We start from the raw sequence: 19,676 nt of genomic DNA, 5'->3' as shown, positions 1-19,676 counted from the left end.
CTTACTTTAAGGGAAAAAATAACCCCTGCTGTATGAAACCGACTATTGACGAACTGCATCACTCAGACCGCTACGAACTCATCAACTCGTTTCGCATCGACGAAATGGGGCAGTTTCTGGCGCAGGAACTGGGCTTTCAAACGACAGCCTCATCCACCCAAAAGCCCAATAATCGCTTAATGACCACCCTGTTTTTCGTCGGGTTTCTGGTGGGCGGAGGTGTTTTCGGGTATCTGATTGGTGGGCAATTGGGCAAGGCCGGTGGTGGACTCCCCAACGCGTTTGGGCGGGTGGGTGCTGAGTTTGGCTGGGCGTTTCTGGGTTTCTTTGTGCTGCTGCCCATACACGAGCTGATTCATGCCGCTGTTTTCAAGTATTACGGTGCTCAGAAGGTTGGCTTCGGTGGGTCGTGGAAAAGCATGATTGTGTATGCCTACGCGCAACGCTTCGTGCACAATGGCCGGGAGCTGTTCTGGATTGCCATTATGCCCTTTCTGGTAATCTCAGGGGGGCTTATTGTCGGCTGGGTTATCTGGCCACAGTACGGCTTTTTCTGGGGGATGACCCTGTTTATTCACACAACGGCCTGCGTCGGCGATTTTGTGCTGATTCGGTATCAGGCCAAACACAAAGGAGCGCGGTTTTACACCTACGACGATATCGAGAACGAACAACGCTCATATTTTTTCCTCGAAAAGGCAGCATAAAAAAAGGCTGGCCACCCGGCCAGCCTTTTTTTATGCACAAACGAATTGACTACAAGTGAATTGCTTCGTCGTAGGCGGCTTCAGTTGCGTCTTTGATGGCTTCCGACATGGTCGGGTGGGGGTGAACTGCCTTCAGAATCTCGTGACCAGTGGTTTCGAGTTTGCGGGCGGCTACCACCTCAGCAATCATCTCCGTTACGTTGTTGCCGATCAGGTGGGCGCCGAGCCATTCGCCGTATTTCGCATCGAAGATTACCTTCACGAAACCTTCGGGAGCCCCCGACGCTTTTGCCTTACCCGACGCTGAGAAGGGGAATTTACCCACTTTAATCTCGTAACCGGCTTCGCGGGCCGCCTTTTCGGTATAGCCTACCGACGCAATCTCGGGTACGCAGTACGTACAGCCCGGAATGTTGTTGTAGTTGAGCGGCTCCACATGGGGCAACCCGGCAATTTTCTCCACGCAGATGATGGCTTCGGCCGAGGCTACGTGCGCCAGGGCTTGCCCCTTGGTACAGTCGCCGATGGCGTAGTAACCTTCTACGTTGGTCCGGTAGTAGTCGTCAGTAACAATTTTGCCCCGGTCTGTTTTGATGCCCGTTTCTTCGAGACCGATGTTCTCGATGTTGGCTACCACCCCTGCCGCCGACAGTACAATGTCGGTCTGGAAGGTTTTCTCGCCCTGTGGGGTTTTCACCAGCACGCTGCAACCGGCTCCGCTCGTATCCACTTTCAACACTTCGGAGTTGGTGTAAATCTCAACGCCGAGTTTTTTGTATTGTTTGGCGAGTTCTTTCGAGACGTCTTCGTCTTCGACCGGCACAATGTTCGGCATAAACTCTACGATGGTCACCTTGGTACCCATGCTGGCATACACATACGCGAACTCGACGCCGATAGCTCCCGACCCGATAATGAGCATCGAATCAGGCCGTTTTTCGAGGGTCATGGCCTTGCGGTATTCAATGACCTTCTGCCCGTCGATAGGAACAGTTGGCAGGGCCCGTGCCCGGCCACCGGTAGCCACAATAATATGTTTGGCTTCGTATTCGGTTGTTTTACCGTCTTTGTCGGTTACGCTTACTTTCTTGCCCGGAACCACTTTGCCGGTGCCGTTGATGACGTCGATTTTGTTTTTCTTCATCAAAAACTGCACCCCTTTGCTCATGGATTCGGCTACGCCCCGGCTCCGCTTGATAACGGCCCCGAAATCGGCGCTGGCATCGGCTACTTTGATCCCGTAGTCGGCCGAATGCTTGATGTATTCAAAAACCTGAGCACTTTTGAGCAATGCTTTGGTGGGAATACAGCCCCAGTTGAGACAGATTCCGCCCAGACTTTCGCGCTCGATTACCGCAGTTTTCATGCCCAATTGCGACGCCCGGATGGCGGCTACATAACCGCCCGGCCCGCTACCTACCACAATTACATCGTACTGTGAAGCCATTTCTTAATGGGGAAAGTGTAATGGAGAACCTTGAACTCCTTTTTTGACAACGCAAAGGTAGTTTGAAAAGTTGATTGCGGGCATACTCAACCCGATGCAAGCGGCCTGCCGGGTGAAGGGTTTCCGGTAGACGGATTGGGGATGCGAAACGTATATGTTTGTTTGGTCAACGCTCACCGGGCGGGACCGAAAAGCTGTCAGCACTCCCTTGTATCCGTCAGGTTGGACGTTTCGGCTCTCCCTCCCGTATTTCAGGAGGGGGCAGGGCTGGGCGGCCGGGGCCGGTGGTAAAAAACCGGTCAACCTGCGTTGTTTTTCCAGAATTCGCGGCTCCAATGTCGTTCGTAGGGCCATTGTTTGTCGCGTAGGGCAAAGGGTAGCAACGCGTGAGCCTCCTTCACGGTTTGGCGGTAGTACTGGTCATCGTCGGTCAGAATCAGGGCCGCGTACGTATCGCCCTCCCGAACGGTCAGGTCGGCTACCGGAAGTTCAGGTTGCCAGTTGGGGTGTCGGCGCGATAGCTGACTTTTGAGCAATCCCCGAGGGCGTAGTCCCTCAACCGGGCGGGGTTGCGGCCGAAACTCACCCGCCGATACCCGTTGGGCGTAGTGTAAGTAGGCTTTGAGCAAACGCGGCCCATCGTTTGCAACCGTCTCGACAGACAATTGCTCGGGGCGCAGGCTCGTGATGACGTACACCTGCTCGCGGGCGCGGGTGACGGCCACATTAAGCCGGTTGGCCCCGCCTGCCTGATTCAAACTGCCAAACTGCATGGCCAGCCGCCCCCGCTCGTCGGGGGCATAGCCTACCGAGAAAATAATGACATCGCACTCGTCGCCCTGTACGTTTTCGATGTTCTTGACGAAGGCCACCGGTAAGTTGGCTCCTTCGAGTCTGTCCTGAATGAGTTGCTGCTGCGGGTAGTTGAACGTGACCACTCCCACCGATTTGCCCGGCTGCTGTGTGGCCAGTGTGCGCACGTGCTGCACCACGGCATCGGCCTCTACCGGGTTCGTGTTTTGTTGCCACTGCCCGGCAACCAGCACATACCGAATGGCCGGTATTTGTTGGTTGAGGGTTTGCCGGTCGGGGAGTAGGGTCAGTTTGTTGCCGTAAAAATGCTCGTTCGAGAATTGGATCAGGTCAAGCGAACGACTCCGGTAGTGGCCCGTCAGCGATACCTGCTGGAGCGACTGAGCCGCCAATTCGAGCAGCGACTCCACCTCCAGCGCGGTTTGGTCGGTTTCGTCGCTGTCCATTTCATCGGCCATACGGGTGCGGTACAAGTCGCTGGGCCGTAACTGCTGATTGTCGCCAGTTACGACCACCTGTTTGCCCCGAATCATGGCGGGCACGCCGTTTTCGGCAAAGCATTGGGAGGCTTCATCGAAAATGACCAAGTCGAACAAACCCTCCTGAAGCGGAAAAATAGCCGAAACCGACTCCGGCGAGGCCATCCAGCAGGGCACCAACCGGAATACCTCGTCGGCAAACTCACTCATGAGCCGACGTACCGGCCACACGTTCCGTTTTTTGGTGGTCTGATGCAGCAGATCGCGGTACGTGGTCACGTTGTTGAGCCGGTTGAAGGTCAGGTTGCGGTACGTTTGCTGACGTAGCTGCATCAGGAGAATATCGCGGCTTAGGCGTTGTTTTTGTTCGATACTGGCTTGCAGAGCCTGTTCCTGCTGGCTCATTCGCAATGACGATACCGACCGTAAGCTCGGGTGTTTCTGTTCCAGGTGGTTTAGCCAGGCCAGTTGGAGACTATTCATAAACAGAGCCTCCGCGTCGGTTGAGTTGGCCTTGGTATGGGCCGTAATGCGTTCGGTTACGGTTTGCTCTACTTCGTTTAGCCCGGCCCACAGCTGGTCGTTTTCAATCAGTAAATCGAAATCGGAGCGGAGAGCCCGGCGGAGGGCATCGGCATGAGCTGGATTGGACCACAGTGTTTCAATCTGCGTGGTAGTCAGAAGTGGTTGCCAGTCGGCGAGGGCGTTGGCTACCTCGTTTGCCTGGGCCAGCAACGCCCGCACGGTTCGGGTAAACTGACCCGCCGAAATCCAGTGTTGGGCGGGTAGCTGGGCGAGTACGGGTAAATCGGCCATGCGGGAAACCACCTCGCGGGCGTCCTGCAAAAGCCGTAAGGTATCGGGTTCGTAAGCCAGCGGGAGCGTGGCCAGCAGTGGCTCGGTGAAGGGGGCGAGTTCGTCTAACTCCTGCCGTTTCTGCAAGCGAATTTGCAGCGTACGAAGGTCGTTGGCCGAGGTTGTGACCCCATTCATGCCCGCCAGTTGAAGCAGCTGGTCTTTGCCGGGGTTGGTAAGCTGCCACCAGTTCCAGCTCACCCACGACGGCCGTGCGTCAACTGCCGACCTCAGCAGCGCATCCAGCCCGTCGAGCCGGGTTTGTCCTGTCGGCAAAATTAAGGGTCCCGGTGCGCTCAGGGCTTCCTCCCAGCGGTTGGCCAGCCGGAGCAGCTCGCCCTCGGCTACGGTAGCCGCCGGATGATCGGTGGCCTCGCGCAGAAACCCAACGGCCGTCCAGAGCGCCCGGCTGTTGGGGGCGTTTAGTAGGGCCAGCAGGGCGTCGAGCGCCCAGGCCGACTCATGCCAGCGTCGCCATGCGTCGAGCGAGGGCGGTTGAACCCCGAACGTAGCCGCTTCTGATGCGGTTTGTTGCGCTACTGTACCCACAGCCGTAACGGCCCGGTCGAGCACGAACTGATCGGTGGTGGAAAACGACGCAAACGATACCCGGTCGTGCCAGGGGTGGTTGGCCCCCAGCCGCTGTTGATAATCGGTATAGTGACGTAACCGCTGAACAAAGTTATCCACATTGGTCAGTTGAAAATGTGGATAAAGGTCGTCCAGCTTAATGGTGTTCGCTTCGGGGTTGGTGTTCAGGTATATTTCTTTAGCCGAAACGCCACACTCCACCGTGTCGAACAAGGCGTTTTTGAAGGTTTCTAGTTCACCGAGCAATTCGTCGATTTGCCGGCTTTCACGGTCAAAATCCCGCTCAATCAACACGGCATCAAGTCCGTGGTTTTGTTGCCGGTAGTGGTCGATGGCCTCAATCTGCCCGGCAATTTGGGCGTAAAGGGCTTTTCGGTCGTCCTGGAAATCGTGGATAAGGGCAATGAACGGCCCCATCCCTACCTGTTTCAACCGCTCAAACACCACATCGAGGGCAGCCCGTTTCTGGCAAACCAGCAAGACCCGTTTACCCTCAGCGGCCGCATCGGCCATAAGGTTAGCAATCAACTGCGACTTGCCCGTGCCCGGTGGCCCTTGCACCACCAGCGATTCGCCCCTTTTTACAGCCCGCACGGCAGCTTCCTGCGAGGCATCCATAGGAAGCGGGGTTCGGAGAAAGCGTTCTTTTAAGGGGGGAGTGAGCGATGTGGGGAGGGCGCTTAGAGATGGTTCCTCTGGTGTATGAGTTTCGCTTTCCTCGGTATTTAACAGGGTATCGTAATCGGGCACCAAAAACGAGCCGGCTTGTGGAAAAATGCCCAGAACGGCTTCCGGGTACAATTTCAGTTCGCCGGTTTTTTCGAGGGCGTGGAGGGTTTTCTGGGTAACCTTGTCGAAGGGGCGGAGCAGGTCGACAAACAGGTCCTGGTTGAAGTTGATTTTCAACGGACTAGCTTTGAGCCATTCGTAAAGCTGCGTCCGAAACGTGAGAGAGTCTTTGTCGAACTCGTCAAGTTCCTTCTCAACGTACTCTCCCGGCAGTTTCACGGCGTTGAAGTGGGCGTAGGCCAGCATAAACGTTGGGTTTACGAAGCCTGCTTCATCGCCCCGACGGACGAGGTGCCATTGGTCGCCTTTGTGCTCAATCTGCACCGGAAAAAACAGCAGGGGCGCATGTACGGGCGTACCATCCATAAAAAGGCCGCGCACAAACGGCCAGCCCACGTACAGGTCTTCGGTGCCGCGCTCTTCCTCAATAAACCGGGCTGTGCGGGCAATGCGCCCCAGCCGTTTGCTGATCTGATTTACTTTCTCATGCCGGGGGTCGAGCACGTCGCAGAGCGGAATACTCGGCTTGCGGGCCAGCAGTTGCTGAATAATACCGAACGAGGGTTTGTTGAGCACAAAGTCGGTATCGTGCAGGTCCAGAAATCCATCGGCCGGCAGGCTCGACAGCAGTAACGACCGGTTGCGGCTGCTGAGGTTGGTTAAACGACGGCGGTAGGTACGGAGAACAGAACGATTCGGAATCAAGATGGCGGATTGGAGTTTTTACAAAATAACAACCTCTTGGGAAAACGTCACAAGTTGGCGCTCCGTCTGTTTGGTCCCGAATTGTTCGTGTATAAAAAAGGCCCACCCTTTTGGGGCAGGCCTTTTGGGGAAGCGGTGCCGGGGTTAACGCGTCAGTACGTATTCGTCCCAGTTGATTTCGGCTTGGGGCCTGGCCAACTGCCGGAAAATAGAGCCCCGGTCGAGGGTCACGTCGACATTCTGCGCGTTCAGGCGGTTATACCGGCGCAGGTCGACCCAGCGGTGGCCCCAGGGCTCGGCCCAGAGCGAGTACCGGCGCTGGAACAAAATCTCGTCGATGAGGGCTTCGCGGGTGGTAGCTCCGGTGTAGTTCCCCACGCCAGCCGCCGTCCGAATGCGGTTGATGGCTGCCAGAGCCGCCTGTGTGTTGCCCAGTTGCGCGTTGGCTTCGGCCACAATCAGGACCAGTTCTTCGTTGCGGAAAAACTTCAGCTCGCTGGTGTTGACCGGGAACCGCCGATCCTGATACTGTCCCGAAAGCGGAGTGCCGTCGGAGGTGACCGATACCGGTGCTGTCCGGCGGAAGAACTTCGCCCGAACGCGGGCATCGTTGGCCAGTGTGTCGCGCAACACCGAGGGGTGTACCACCATCATGGTAGTCACGTTGGCATTCAGGACAAAAAACAGAGGGTTGAACTGATCGGGGGGCGCGCCGTAGGTGTGGGCCGGGCCTGCATCCAGGTTGCCCGTTGCGTTGTAAAACGAGGCATTAGCGGCTTCGAGTGCGCCCTGCCAGTCTTGCCGGTATACGGCCAATCGGGCTGCAATAGCCCGGTTCAGTTGCCGCAACGACGCAATCGTGTTGAAACCATTTGCGGTGAAGCCACTCGTCAGGCGCAGCGGGAAGTTGCCTGTACCTCCGTTGGTGAGTTCGGTATTGGCCTCGTCGAGCAGTTGCCGAATTTGCGTGAGGGCTTCCGGGAGTGGCACAAACGGCCCCGGATTCTGAATATCGGCAATATTCATCCGAATGCCGTTTTCGTACTGACCCATTGCCACAATCAGGTACTGGTAGGCCATAATGGTTTTGGCAAAACCCGATACCGCGTTCTTTTCCTGATCGGTAAAAGCGTTGGTATTCCGAACGGCATCGACCACCGTGAGCCCCTGCCGGATTGCGAAGTAGGGGTTTGTATAGGTGGGCAGGTAGTTGAACATGTTGGGATTGGCCGTGCGGTTGTTCATACCGAGCCAATCGGTTTGCCAGCGAGGGTCAGAGGCATTCAGGTACCATAATTCGCGGCCCATTGTACCAAAGAGCATCGTGACGTTAAACACATAGTCACGATGGCGGGATTCGAGACCCGTAACCAGGTTTTGTACCTGCGTGCGCGATGCGTTTTGTGATACGCTCCCGAGCGAAGGATTGTTGGGGTCGTTGGGGGCTTCCAGCTCAAAGAAACTGCATGAGTTGAGCAGCATCAGCCCGGCCAGCATGGAGAGATATAAACGAGTTTTTTTCATGACGAATAAGGGCTTAAAACTCAACTACCAAATGTCCGAAGAAACGACGCTGAGTGGGGTAGGGGGCAATATCAACGCCCGATCCTACCGCCTGTAACCCGAATGTTGAGGTTTCGGGATCGTAACCAAAGTACTTGGTGAACGTGAGGGGATTCTGGCTTGAGAAGCCTATCCGCACCCGCGACACCTTGTTGTTGAACAGGTTACCCAGCGTTTTGGTAGGTACGGTATAGTACACGGCCACCTCGCGCAAACGCACGTATGAGGCATCCTGCACCCAGCGGTCGGCACCGTTGTTGGGGGCAATTCCGCGGTCGCGGCCGTTCGGGATGCCATCGCCATCGTCGTCCTGAGCCCAGTCGGGGGTTGTACCGCCCGAATCCATCAGGAACTGGGTCAGGTTAATGTTGTCACCACCTTGTTTCCAGTGCCAGAGCATATTCACGTCGAAGTTTTTGAACAGCGTAAATTCGTTGAGCCACGACATCTGGAATTTGGGCTGGTTGTTGCCCAGAATGTAGGCACCAGTCCGCACGCCCTGTGCGGCTGGTGTATCGTTGCCATCGCTGGCGGGGCGCGTACCCACAATGGTTGTTGGAGCAAAACCCTCCTGGTAGAGGAACGTGCCCAGAGTTACACCAAACGCACCCGCGTTGTAGGGCGGAATGCCCAGACGCGTGAGCAGGAGGTTGTTGCGCCACCACATCAGGCGGGTGTTCCAGCGCAGATTTTCCTTTTGCACAGGGGCAGCTGCCAGCGAGAGCTCAATCCCCCGGTTCTGGAGCTGTGCCAGGTTGGTTGGAATGTTGCTGATACCAACCGCGGGCGACAGTTGCAGGTTCTGAATGTTGTTGCGGGTTTGCTTGTCGTAATAAGTGGCTTCCAGTTGAATCCGGTTGCTGAACAGGCCCAGATCCAGACCAAATTCCAGCTCACCTGCCCGTTCGGGTTCAATGTTGGCGTTACCGGCAGCCGTTGTCACAACTGAGCCCAGCAAACCACCGATGTTGGCCGAGTTGAGTGGTGTAAACGTGGTACCAAAACCAGGTACCCCGGCCGTTTCGCCGTAGGCAATGCGTGGTTTGATTTGTGAGAAGGTATTGGCCAGGCTCGACGAGCGGATGAACTCAAAGTTAGCCAGGTTTACGGCCAACGAAGCCTTCGGGAACGCCCAGAACCGGTTGGCATCGCCAATCAGCGTTGATTTATCGAAGCGAATACCGGCCGTAGCAATCACCTTGTCGTCCCAGTTGGCCTCCTGTTGAACAAAAGCCCCTACATCGGTGATGTTCTGGAATCGCTGCTCGAAAATCTCCTGAACCGTTCCCTGCCGCAGGTTCGTCTGACCACCAGCCAGACCCCGCGACCGGTTGAGCAGCCGGTCGTCGCGGAAGTTCAGCCGCACGGCACCTACCTGACTGGTCAGGTTTACTTTGCTTACGTTCCAGTTCAGAACCAGAGCGGCCTGCAAGTTGGTATTTACGTTTTCCGTTTTACCCCAGAGTACATCGCCGGGGTTACCCTGTCCGCGCTGGAACTGCAAATCTTCGGGTAAGTACACCAGCGTGGTGTTCTGGGTGTAGTCGAAACCTCCCTGCCCAATCAGTTTCAGCAAAGCCCGCTCCGATTTGTACAGGTTGGCCGTGAGGTTAAACGATTGAATAAAGCGGTTGACGTTGCTGTTGTTGATGCCCCGGTCGGTAACGGCAATCGGGTTCTCGTTGAAGTACGGGTTGTCGGGATAACGCCCGCTGGCGTCGGGGAAGAGATTGAAATAATTGGGTACATACACAATGTTGTAGCCAATGCTGGCGCCCGAGTTGTTCTGGTTGCCCGTAAAGCCCCGGTCAGTGTTGGTGTTGATGTAGTTGGAGCCAACCGATAGCGTAATGTCTTTGGTCAGCTTGTGATCAATGTTGGCCCGCAATGAATACCGCTTGAAACCCGTCCGGCGGATAATCCCTTTCTCGTCGGCGAAGGCACCCGAAATAAAGAATTTTGTCTTGTCATTACCGCCCGAAATGCCCAGTCGGGTGTTCGAAAGCGGTGCCGTGTTACCGTAGAAGTACTTTTCGTAATCCCAGGTTTGCCCGTTGGCGGCCCGGAATCGCTCCAGTTCGGCCGGGCGACGGGCGGCTGAGAAAAAGGTGTTGATTTTAGCCTCTGTCCAGTTATCAACGCCCAGCAATCGCTGTGCGTTAGCAAAGCCATAGTCTTGCGCGAAGGACACTTTCGTCTTACCCGCACTACCTCGCTTGGTAGTAATAATGATTACCCCCGCATTAGCCCGGGTTCCGTAGATGGCCGCAGCCGAGGGGCCTTTGAGCACCTCTACGTTTTCAATGTCATTGGGGTTGAGGTCAGAGATCCGGTTGGCTGCATCGTCTTGCGTTTCTACCGCCGACGCCCCCGTTACTGAGCCGCGTCCCGTCCGGTTTACAGCGTTGTTTGCATATACGCCATCAATGATATACAGCGGCTGTGAGGCCCCTACCAGCGACGAGATACCCCGGAGCTGAATAGAAACCCCTCCACCGGGTGCGCCACCGTTGGTGTTGATGTTTACGCCTGGCAATTTGCCGTAAAATGCATTATCGACGGTCTGAATCTGTGTGGTTCCAACGAGCTCCCGCGCCGAAATGGTGCTGACGGCGTTGGCCAGGTTCGACCGCTTGATGCTCGATGCCAGACCCGTTACAACGACCTCTTCCAGATTCGAAACATCTTCGGTCAGCGTCACATCAATGGTGGTGCTATTGCCAACCGGCACTTCTTTAAACTGGTAGCCCAGTGATGAGAATACGAGTGTCGCTTTCGACTGTTTCGGTGTGATTGAGTAGGCTCCGTTGGCGTCGCTAACTGTTCCGATTGTGGTTCCTTTTACAACCACGTTTGCGCCGGCAATAGGGCTGCCGTCTTCGGATTTAATGGTACCGCTGATTTTTGTCTGCGCGAAAGCGACCACACTGAGTAGCCACATACTCACACAAAACGTCAGCCTTACTACCCTCAAAAAGGTAATACTTTGCATAAATCTGTGTAGTAAAGGTTAAACAAAAAACAATATAAAATTAGCCTGAGAACAATTCTGGCAGAGTATTGTTTGGTAAAATGACCACAAAATAAGTTTGCTATTGCGTTTTGAACAACTGGAATGGCCTGTGCCGGGGTACGTTTGACGGAGCTAATTGGCCTCGTTTTGTAAAGAATGGGTAGAGGATAAAATTGCTTTGTATCTTGTAAGTGACTTACTGACAGTGGTTTCTATTTGGAAAGTATCGTTTGGGGATATTGGCTTTTTACAAGGGTAAACCCTACTGCATTTGATTATATCTGGCTGATAAAATGTAATCTTCGGGAGCGTACAAAATATGCCGATGCTCAGAAGTGTGTTGAAGAAAAGTTAATCAGACTTTCCCTGTAAGAAAAGTTGGTAAACTTCTCCACGACGGGAGACATAAAAAAAGCGGGCCACATCGGCCCGCTTCCAATTCAACGCATGTCCAGATACCTTTATACCTCGATACCTTGCTCTTTCTCCGCTTTTTTCTCCGGGATGAGCCACGACGCCAGCACACTCACGGCCAGAATCGAAACGATGATGTACAGCGAATAAACGGGTTTAAAACCGAGCTCTTCCAGATAATGATCGGTGAGCATTTTCACACCGATAAAGGTGAGCAGCACCGCTAAGCCAACTTTCAGGAACCGGAACTGACTCATAATGCTCGACAGGAAGAAGAACATGGAGCGCAGACCCATGATCGCAAACACGTTTGAGAAAAATACGATGTATGGATCTTTAGTGATTGAGAAAATGGCCGGGATGGAATCGACGGCAAAAACAAGGTCGGTGAAAGCCACTACCACCACCACAATAAACAGGGGGGTCACAAACAGCTTATTGTCGGTTTTGCGCCGGACAAAAAAGTGGTCGATTACATTGCGCCGGTACACGTTGAAGTACTTTGATACCAGCTTGACCACGGGGTGGTTTTTAGTGTCGATCTGTTCTTCGCCTTCTTTCTCAAAAAACAGCCGAACCCCCGTATAAACCAGAAACGCCCCGAAAACAAACATGATCCACTCAAAGCGTTGCAGCAAAGCCGACCCCACGAAAATAAACACGAACCGGAGTACGATAGCCCCCAGAATCCCCCAGACCAGAATCTTCTTGTAATACCGCTCCCGCACGCCAAATGACGCAAAAATGAGGATGAATACAAAGATGTTATCGGCTGATAATGAGTATTCTACCAGGTAGCCTGTGATGTATTCCAGAGCCATGTTGTTCTGAAAAAGCTGTAAGCTCTGTTCAAAGTCGCCCGGTATCAGTTGCACATGGTCGGCGTACAGATTGCGCACCTCCTGAAGCCGCGCAAAGTCATTGATGCCGTGCACCAGGTAGCCGTAGTTCTTGATAAAAAAGTAGAAGGCAATCGACAGCGATACCCAAACGGCGCTCCAGATGGCGGCCTCCTTGAAGTGTACCACGTGGCTCTTCTGTTTCGTAAATACCCCCAAATCAAGGGCCATTACGACCATCACGAAAGCCGCGAAGCCTAAGAAAAAAGTTGTTTCACTTGTTAGCATGTGTTCTCAAAGAATCATTAAAACGACAACCCCGCCAATGACAAAAAAGTTAGGGTCAGCGCAAAACTGTTGCAATATGGGCAAAGAAATGATGGGAGTCAGTAGGGGGATGGCATCTTAATTGCTATAGTCCCCGAAAAGCCTCCCGGTGAACTAATTCCAGAACGTATTGGCATAGTTCGTCGGTCTACTTAGTTTTGAGCCATGTTTAATGGGAAGAAAGTCATAGTGGTGATGCCTGCCTACCGGGCAGCCCTTACCTTGGAGCGTACGTACCGCGAAATTCCGTTCGATATTGTCGATGATGTTATCCTGGTGGATGACTTCAGCCCCGACAATACCGTTGAGGAAGCCAGGCGCCTGGGTATCCGGCATGTGATTCGGCACGACCAAAATAAGGGCTACGGGGGAAATCAGAAAACCTGCTACCGTAAAGCTATGGAGTTGGGTGCTGATATTGTGGTGATGCTTCACCCTGATTATCAGTATACCCCCTTGCTGCTGACGGCCATGATCTCGATCATCGGCAACGACCTCTATCCCGTTGTGTTTGCTTCCCGGATTCTGGGAAAAGGTGCCTTGAAAGGCGGTATGCCTATGTACAAATACATTGCAAACCGATTCCTGACCCTGGCGCAAAACATCCTGATGAACCAGAAGCTATCGGAATACCACACGGGTTACCGGGCGTTCTCGGGTGAGGTGCTGCGTGCACTCGATTTTACCCATAACTCCGACGATTTCATCTTCGACAATGAGATGATTGCCCAGATCTTCTACAAGGGCTTCGAAATTGCCGAGGTAACTTGCCCCACCAAGTATTTTGAAGAAGCTTCGTCGATCAACTTCAAGCGTAGCACCATTTACGGCCTTGGCGTATTAGGCGTGTCAATCCGGTACCGACTTAGCCGATGGGGATTGCTGCGCTGGAACGTACTGTCGAAGTAAGAGATGTGGTCACGGGTTGGCCTACTACGTCCAGAATCATCGACTCCAGCGTAAGGCCCGGCCCAAAGGCACAGCTCAGAATATGCCCGTCGGCAGCTACGGCCGGTTCTGTATCACCGGCCTGGAGGCCCTTCCATACGGCATTCAGCACGAAAAGTACCGTTGCCGACGACATGTTGCCGTAGTCACGGAGTACCTCGTAGGCAAATCGGTTGTCGGTAGTTTCGAGGCCAAGCTGCTGCTCAATAACTTCCAGGATCTTGCGGCCGCCGGGGTGCATGGCGTACAGGTTAATGTCGCCAATGGTAAGGCCGCTTTTTTGCAGCAACCGCGATAGCAACTCGCCTATACCCTGTTGAATATACCGGGGCACTTCGGAGGTCAGGGTCATCTCGAACCCAAAATCGCTCACGTGCCAGGCCATTTCGGCTTTACCTTCGGGGAGTAGGTCGCTGTAAAACGACCGTAGCCGTAGCGCCAAATGCTCAGAGACTGGCTCGCTTTCGACCAACACGGCCGCGGCTCCGTCGGCAAAGAGGGCGTTGGAGAGTAGGTGATCCGTTTCGGTTTTTTTCTGGAAATGGAGTGTGCACAACTCCACGCAAACCACCAGTACCTTAGCGTCGGGGTCGGCTCGTACCATGGCGTCGGCGGTTTTCAGGCCATTGAAAGCCCCATAACACCCCATAAAATTGATAGCCAGCCGTTGCGTAGTCGTAGCCAGGCCCAGTGCTTCAATCAGTTCAATATCGGGGCCGGGCGCATACAGGCCTGTGCAACTAACTACAATCAGGTGCGTGATCGACTGCCTGTCGAAACCAGACCGTTTGCTCAAACAGGTTTCAATGGCTTGCCGGGCCAACGGGACTGCTTCCTGCCGGTAGAGGAGCATCCGTTGCCCAACCGTTGGAAATGGTTCGAGCCCCGGTGTATTGGGATAAAACGTGTAATCGCCATTCTCGCGGCTATAATCGGGTAAAACCGAATGCCGTTTTTCGATGCGGGTCTGACGGTAAAGGGCCGTGAGCCGTCGGCGGTCGCGCTCATCAAATTGAAGCGCGTCGGCCATAAACTGGGCGATTTGCATCTGAGGTACCGCGTATTGCGGCACAGCCGTGCCAATCGCCGTGATAAAGGCGCTATATTCGTGTGTGTTCTTATTCAATGTTCATCAGCATAGGTTGTAGTGTAGTAACCGTCTGTTTTTTAGGATTGTTATGACCCGGAATAGTGTGTACCCATTCATCTGCCTCCACCATGACTCTTCGCGAAATTTGGCTTCATCTGCGGGTTCCTTTTTCGTTTTTTCTGCTGCCCGTCTTCTGGTTCGCTCTGAGTCAGTCGGTTAACCCCGATTTGGGTCGGTCGGTACTGGTCGCATTTATTCTGCACGTTTTGTTGTACCCGGCGAGTAATGCGTACAATAGCTTTTTTGATAAAGACGAGGAAAGTATCGGGATTCTCGAAAACCCGCCCCCCGTAGACCAAACCCTGCACCGGGTAGCCTGGGGGCTCGATGCACTGGCCTTGTTGCTGGGCCTGCTGGTGGGCTGGCCTTTCGTGTGCTATTTGCTCATTTATGGGCTCATTTCCAAAGCGTACAGCCACGATCGGATTCGGCTCAAAAAATACCCGGTCTGGAGCTGGCTCATCGTGAGCCTTTTTCAGGGAGGCTTTACCTACCTGATGACTTTACAGGCTATCAACAACGTACCGCTCGAACAGTTGCTTACGCGTCAGCCCTTGCTAGCGGCCTGCCTGTGTACGCTCAACGTAATGGCGATGTACCCTCTCACGCAGGTGTACCAACACGCCGAAGACGCCCGCCGGGGCGACCTTACTCTGAGCCGCCTGCTGGGTGTTGAAGGTACGTTTGTCTGTGCGCTGCTGGTGTTTGCCTGCTCGCTGGCCGGTTTTTACGTTTATTTCGGAGGGCGTTCGCCGTTTTACATTCTGCTGGCCTGTATTCTGCCCGCCATGATCTTCTTTGTGGCCTGGTATGGGCAGGTTCGGCACGACAAGGCGCGGGCCGACTTCCGCTCGGCCATGCGGATGACCGTTTTGGCGGGTATAGGGCTCAACGGTTTTTTTCTGACGTTGCTGTTTTTAGAATCCTGATTGGCGGTTCGGGTAAGTTGCCCCTGGGTAATCCGTTATCATGAGCCACAAGGCTGCCCCTGATCTGCAATTTTTTAGGCATATAAGTAATTGATCGTCAAACCTAAAAAAATCTCTTGTTGAATTTTTTGGGTTTACCTCTTGACAAACGTCAGAAAACGCTCTACTTTTGTACCCACAATTCAGCACCACAGGCGCTGGATCACCAAACGCGAAAGTAGCTCAGCTGGTAGAGCGCGACCTTGCCAAGGTCGAGGTCGCGGGTTCGAACCCCGTCTTTCGCTCCAGAAAAAGGCACCGACCACGGTGCTTTTTTTGTAGTTACCCGATTCGTTGGGTGGATTGCCGGGATGGCGGAATAGGTAGACGCGCCGGACTTAAAATCCTGTGGGCCGTAAGGCCCGTGCGGGTTCGATTCCCGCTCCTGGTACCTGAGATTTGCCAAAGAGCCGCTACTTGTAGCGGCTCTTTGGCGTTAAAAGGGCCCCAATCACGCCAAAAAGCTACATCCTTGGCGGAAAGTACCCCTTTTTTTGTATGCATCGGTAAACCGGCCGCTCCTTCGTCTTATACCCCAAAAAGTAGTCTGAATGGCATTAGAACAAACCTGGCGATGGTTCGGTCCGAATGACCCCGTATCGCTGGCGCACGTCCGACAGGCAGGTGCCACCGGAATCGTAACGGCCCTGCACCATATCCCGAATGGGCAAGTATGGCCCGTAGCTGAAATTCAGCAGCGGAAAAAGATCATCGAAGATGCCGGGCTTACGTGGTCGGTTGTCGAGAGTATTCCGGTGCACGAGGAAATCAAAACACGCACGGGGGAGTACCGCCAACATATCGAAAACTACAAAGAGTCGATCCTGAATCTGGCTCAGTGCGGAATCGATACGGTTTGTTACAACTTCATGCCCGTACTCGACTGGACGCGTACCAACCTCGATTACCCCATGCCGGATGGCTCAACGGCCCTGCGCTTTGATGCAACGGAGTTTGCTGCATTTGAGCTGTACATCCTGAAACGGCCCGGTGCCGAAGCTGAATACAATGATGCGCGCAAACAAGAGGCCAAAGCATGGCTCGATGGTGCCTCTGAAGCCGACGTGCAACGCTTGACCCGGACAATTATTGCGGGCTTGCCCGGTTCGGAAGAAAGCTACACACTCGAAAAGTTTCAGGCGGCACTCGACACCTACAAGCACACGGGCGATGCCGAATTGCGGCAAAACCTGTACACGTTTCTGCGCGAAATTACACCGGTAGCCGAGTCGGCCGGGGTACGTCTGTCTATTCACCCCGACGATCCTCCGTACCCAATTCTGGGTCTTCCCCGCGTGGTAAGCACCGAAGCCGATGCCCGTCAGTTACTGAGTGAGGTCGACTCGCCAGCCAACGGAATTTGTTTTTGTACCGGTAGCTATGGTGTTCGGCCCGATAACGACCTGCCTGGTATGGTAGAGCGGCTGGGGCCACGGATTCATTTTGTGCATCTGCGGAGCACCCTGCGTGATGCCGAAGACCCCTCGCTGATGCGGAGTTTCCACGAAGCCGACCACCTGGCGGGCGATGTGGATATGTACGGCGTAATGCGGGCGTTGCTGAAGGAGCAAAAACGTCGGCAGGACGAGGGTCGGGAAGATTTGCGGATGCCGTTCCGGCCCGATCATGGTCATCGGATGCTCGATGACTTGACCTCCAGCAAAAAAATAAACCCCGGCTACACGGCCATCGGGCGGCTACGCGGTTTGGCTGAGTTGCGGGGTCTGGAAATGGGTATCGAACGCAGCGAGTCGTAAGGCCCGGCCTGCTATAAAAGAAACCGGGGGTCTCACCGGCGTATCAGCTAAGAAGTTTCGTTCTTGACTAATACGCCGGTGAGACCCCCGGTTTTTATGGTATCGCTGAACTCTTAGTTCAGGTATTTGAGCTTGATTACTTCTTTCTGCTCCAGGAAGCGCCACTTACCACGCGGCAGCTCTTTTTTGGTCAGCGTAGCATACACCGTCCGGTCAAGCTTCATGACCTCGTAGCCGAAGTGTTCGAAAATCCGGCGGACAATCCGGTTACGGCCGCTGTGAATCTCGATGCCAACCACTTGGGCGTCGGGTGTTACAAGGGCCAAATCGTCGGGTTTAATCATGCCGTCTTCCAGCTCAACCCCGGCCCGAATAGCTTCAAAATGCTCTTCGGTGATGGGCTTATCAAGTTCGGCCTGATAAATCTTGCGGATATTGTTGGACGGGTGCGTCAGCTTGTCGGCCAATTCGCCGTCGTTGGTTAGTAACAACAGACCGGTTGTGTTGCGGTCGAGACGACCAACGGGGTAGATGCGGAAGTTGCCTACATCGGCTACCAGTTCCATTACGGTCCGGCGCTCTTCGGGGTCTTCGGTGGTGGTGATGTAATCTTTCGGCTTATTGAGAAGCACATACACCATTTTCTCCGGGTTCAGTACCGTTTTGCCGTACTTCACCACGTCGTTTTCTTTCACCTTATAGCCCATTTCGGTCACGACTTTACCGTTAACCGTAATGTCGCCCCGGCTGATCAGCTCGTCGGCTTCCCGACGTGAACATACGCCAGCGTTGGCAATATATCGGTTCAAACGCATCAGGCCCGAGGGGTCACGCTCGTCGGGTTCGCGTTCAGGGCGGGGTTTGTCGTCGCGCTTGCCGAATCCCTTTTTGTCTGATTTCTTATCAAAGCCGGGCTTGCTGAAGCTCGGCTTACCGAGGCCGGGTTTATCGAGTTTGTAATCGGGGGCGGCTTTGTAGCGGCCTACCCGGCGCTCGCGGCTATCGTCGCGCTGCTCGTCGGTGAAACGCTTGTCAAACTCATTATCGCGGCCAGAACGCTTTGATTTATCCTGAGCGTCGTCGCTACGCCGGGCGTCGTCACGCCGGTTGAATGAACCCCGACGGTCGCCTGAGGGCTGATCGCCAAACGGACGACGATTTCCTTCGCCCCGGTTGTTGAAATCCCGGCGACCTCCTTCGGGCCGGTCACCATTGCGGGTAAACCGGCTTTCGCCCCGCCGACCATCGCCCCGGTTGTCGTCGTTCCGGCGGTTGAACGGCCGGCCTTCGCCCCGCTCGTTGTTCCGGTCGAAACCACCCTCACGGCGGTCGCCACCACCACGGGTGTCATTAAACCGGCGCTCATTACCGAAACGGCTCGGACCCCGGTCATTGCTATCGTTCCGGCGGTTGAACCCACCTTCGCGCGGTCCGTCTCCACGGCGGCCGTCTCCACGGGGACCGTCGTTCCGGCGGTCATCACGGTCGAACCGGGGGCGGTCAAATGAAGGACGCTCGTCCCGGTTGCCAAAGCCTTTGTCGTTCCGGTTGAACCCACCTTCGCGCGGTCCATCGAAACGGCGACTGTCGTCACGGCGGCCGCCTTCACGGGGTCCGTCGCTACGGCGGTCGTTGCGCTCAAACCGGGGGCGGTCAGAACCTGACTCCCGATTGAACCCACCCGGTCGGCGGTCATCGTTCCGGTTGAATCCACCTCCACGTGGTCCGTCGTCACGGCGGCCGTCGCTACGGCGGCTATCGTTCCGGCGGTCATCACCACGGCCAAAGCGGCCGCCATCCCGGCTATCATTGTCCCGGTTGAATGGCCGACGTGCATCGCCAAATCGGTCGTTGCCGGCACGTTCATCCCGATTAAAGCCACCGGGCCGGGCGTCGTCACGCCGGGCGTCGCCACGCCGGTCGTTACGGTCGAACCGGGGGCGTTTGTCGCCTTCGCCCCGCGCACTGCCGCGCTCGAACCCTTTATGTTGACGGTTGTCATCCCGACGGCCGTCTGTATTTTTACCAAAAGAGCGACGTTCGCCATCCCGGCGATCATCCTGGTTAAAATTCTGATCCTGATTCATGGAAAAATACAGCAATCCCTGCTGTGTTAGATAAACTATTGGCTGATTATCAGCTATGCGTATTGTAAATTGTCCAAAAATGGACGCAAAGGTACGGCTTTTCTCAGAACTCTCATCACTGGCCGTTGGTATAACGTTGCCTCAACCGAAAACAATCCCTAACCCTTCTCTGTCGTTAACGGTTTCGAGTAAAAGTCTGTCCAACACCGTACCTATTCAGTTCG

Annotated in this window: 11 protein-coding genes and 2 tRNA genes; 6 read left to right on the top strand and 7 right to left on the bottom strand. The window is 54.7% G+C overall.

The annotated features are described in order from the left end of the window. The first annotated feature begins 32 nt into the window (after positions 1-32). The gene (locus F5984_RS24875) at positions 33-707 is read left to right on the top strand and encodes a DUF3267 domain-containing protein (RefSeq protein ID WP_152126871.1); all 675 of its coding nucleotides are present in this window, start codon (positions 33-35) and stop codon (positions 705-707) included. 49 nt (positions 708-756) lie between these two features. On the opposite strand, the gene lpdA is transcribed toward F5984_RS24875, so the two are convergent. From lpdA to F5984_RS24850, 5 genes are all read right to left on the bottom strand, one after another. Further along, a complete protein-coding gene (gene lpdA / locus F5984_RS24870) occupies positions 757-2,154 on the bottom strand; it encodes a dihydrolipoyl dehydrogenase (protein ID WP_019988823.1) in 1,398 nt (465 codons plus the stop codon). Between the two features lie 299 nt (positions 2,155-2,453). Beyond that, positions 2,454-6,386: an AAA domain-containing protein gene (locus F5984_RS24865; protein ID WP_152126869.1), complete on the bottom strand. Its 3,933-nt coding sequence runs from the start codon at positions 6,384-6,386 to the stop codon at positions 2,454-2,456. Positions 6,387-6,530: 144 nt separating this feature from the next. Then, positions 6,531-7,910 carry a RagB/SusD family nutrient uptake outer membrane protein gene (locus F5984_RS24860; protein WP_152126867.1) on the bottom strand — a complete coding sequence of 460 codons (1,380 nt, stop codon included), beginning with the start codon at positions 7,908-7,910 and terminating at the stop codon, positions 6,531-6,533. A gap of 13 nt (positions 7,911-7,923) precedes the next feature. After that, the gene (locus tag F5984_RS24855; RefSeq protein WP_152126864.1) at positions 7,924-10,941 is read right to left on the bottom strand and encodes a SusC/RagA family TonB-linked outer membrane protein; all 3,018 of its coding nucleotides are present in this window, start codon (positions 10,939-10,941) and stop codon (positions 7,924-7,926) included. Positions 10,942-11,423: 482 nt separating this feature from the next. After that, positions 11,424-12,503 (bottom strand): TerC/Alx family metal homeostasis membrane protein, encoded by a 1,080-nt coding sequence (locus F5984_RS24850; RefSeq protein WP_152126862.1) that lies wholly within the window; start codon positions 12,501-12,503, stop codon positions 11,424-11,426. A gap of 204 nt (positions 12,504-12,707) precedes the next feature. Here F5984_RS24850 and F5984_RS24845 point away from each other — a divergent pair, with 204 nt between their 5' ends. Further along, positions 12,708-13,451: a glycosyltransferase family 2 protein gene (locus F5984_RS24845; RefSeq protein WP_152126860.1), complete on the top strand. Its 744-nt coding sequence runs from the start codon at positions 12,708-12,710 to the stop codon at positions 13,449-13,451. On the opposite strand, the gene F5984_RS24840 is transcribed toward F5984_RS24845, so the two are convergent. Next, positions 13,408-14,616: a type III polyketide synthase gene (locus F5984_RS24840; RefSeq protein WP_152126858.1), complete on the bottom strand. Its 1,209-nt coding sequence runs from the start codon at positions 14,614-14,616 to the stop codon at positions 13,408-13,410. The two genes, F5984_RS24845 and F5984_RS24840, sit on opposite strands and share 44 nt — an antisense overlap. 92 nt (positions 14,617-14,708) lie before the next feature. Between F5984_RS24840 and F5984_RS24835 the strand changes: the two genes are divergently transcribed. From F5984_RS24835 to uxuA, 4 genes are all read left to right on the top strand, one after another. After that, complete coding sequence (locus F5984_RS24835) at positions 14,709-15,569, top strand: UbiA family prenyltransferase (RefSeq protein WP_152126856.1); 861 nt, start codon at positions 14,709-14,711, stop codon at positions 15,567-15,569. A 211-nt stretch (positions 15,570-15,780) separates the two neighbouring features. Further along, positions 15,781-15,856 (top strand) — tRNA-Gly (locus F5984_RS24830). A 57-nt stretch (positions 15,857-15,913) separates the two neighbouring features. Then, a tRNA-Leu gene (locus F5984_RS24825) sits at positions 15,914-15,999 on the top strand. Between the two features lie 160 nt (positions 16,000-16,159). Beyond that, positions 16,160-17,365: a mannonate dehydratase gene (uxuA, locus tag F5984_RS24820; RefSeq protein ID WP_152126854.1), complete on the top strand. Its 1,206-nt coding sequence runs from the start codon at positions 16,160-16,162 to the stop codon at positions 17,363-17,365. A 113-nt stretch (positions 17,366-17,478) separates the two neighbouring features. On the opposite strand, the gene F5984_RS24815 is transcribed toward uxuA, so the two are convergent. Beyond that, positions 17,479-19,452 carry a pseudouridine synthase gene (locus F5984_RS24815; protein WP_152126852.1) on the bottom strand — a complete coding sequence of 658 codons (1,974 nt, stop codon included), beginning with the start codon at positions 19,450-19,452 and terminating at the stop codon, positions 17,479-17,481. Between the last annotated feature and the right edge of the window lie 224 nt (positions 19,453-19,676).

The organism is Rudanella paleaurantiibacter, assembly GCF_009184635.1.
Lineage (GTDB): Bacteria > Bacteroidota > Bacteroidia > Cytophagales > Spirosomataceae > Rudanella > Rudanella paleaurantiibacter.
This window is presented reverse-complemented; position numbering and strand designations above follow the sequence as displayed.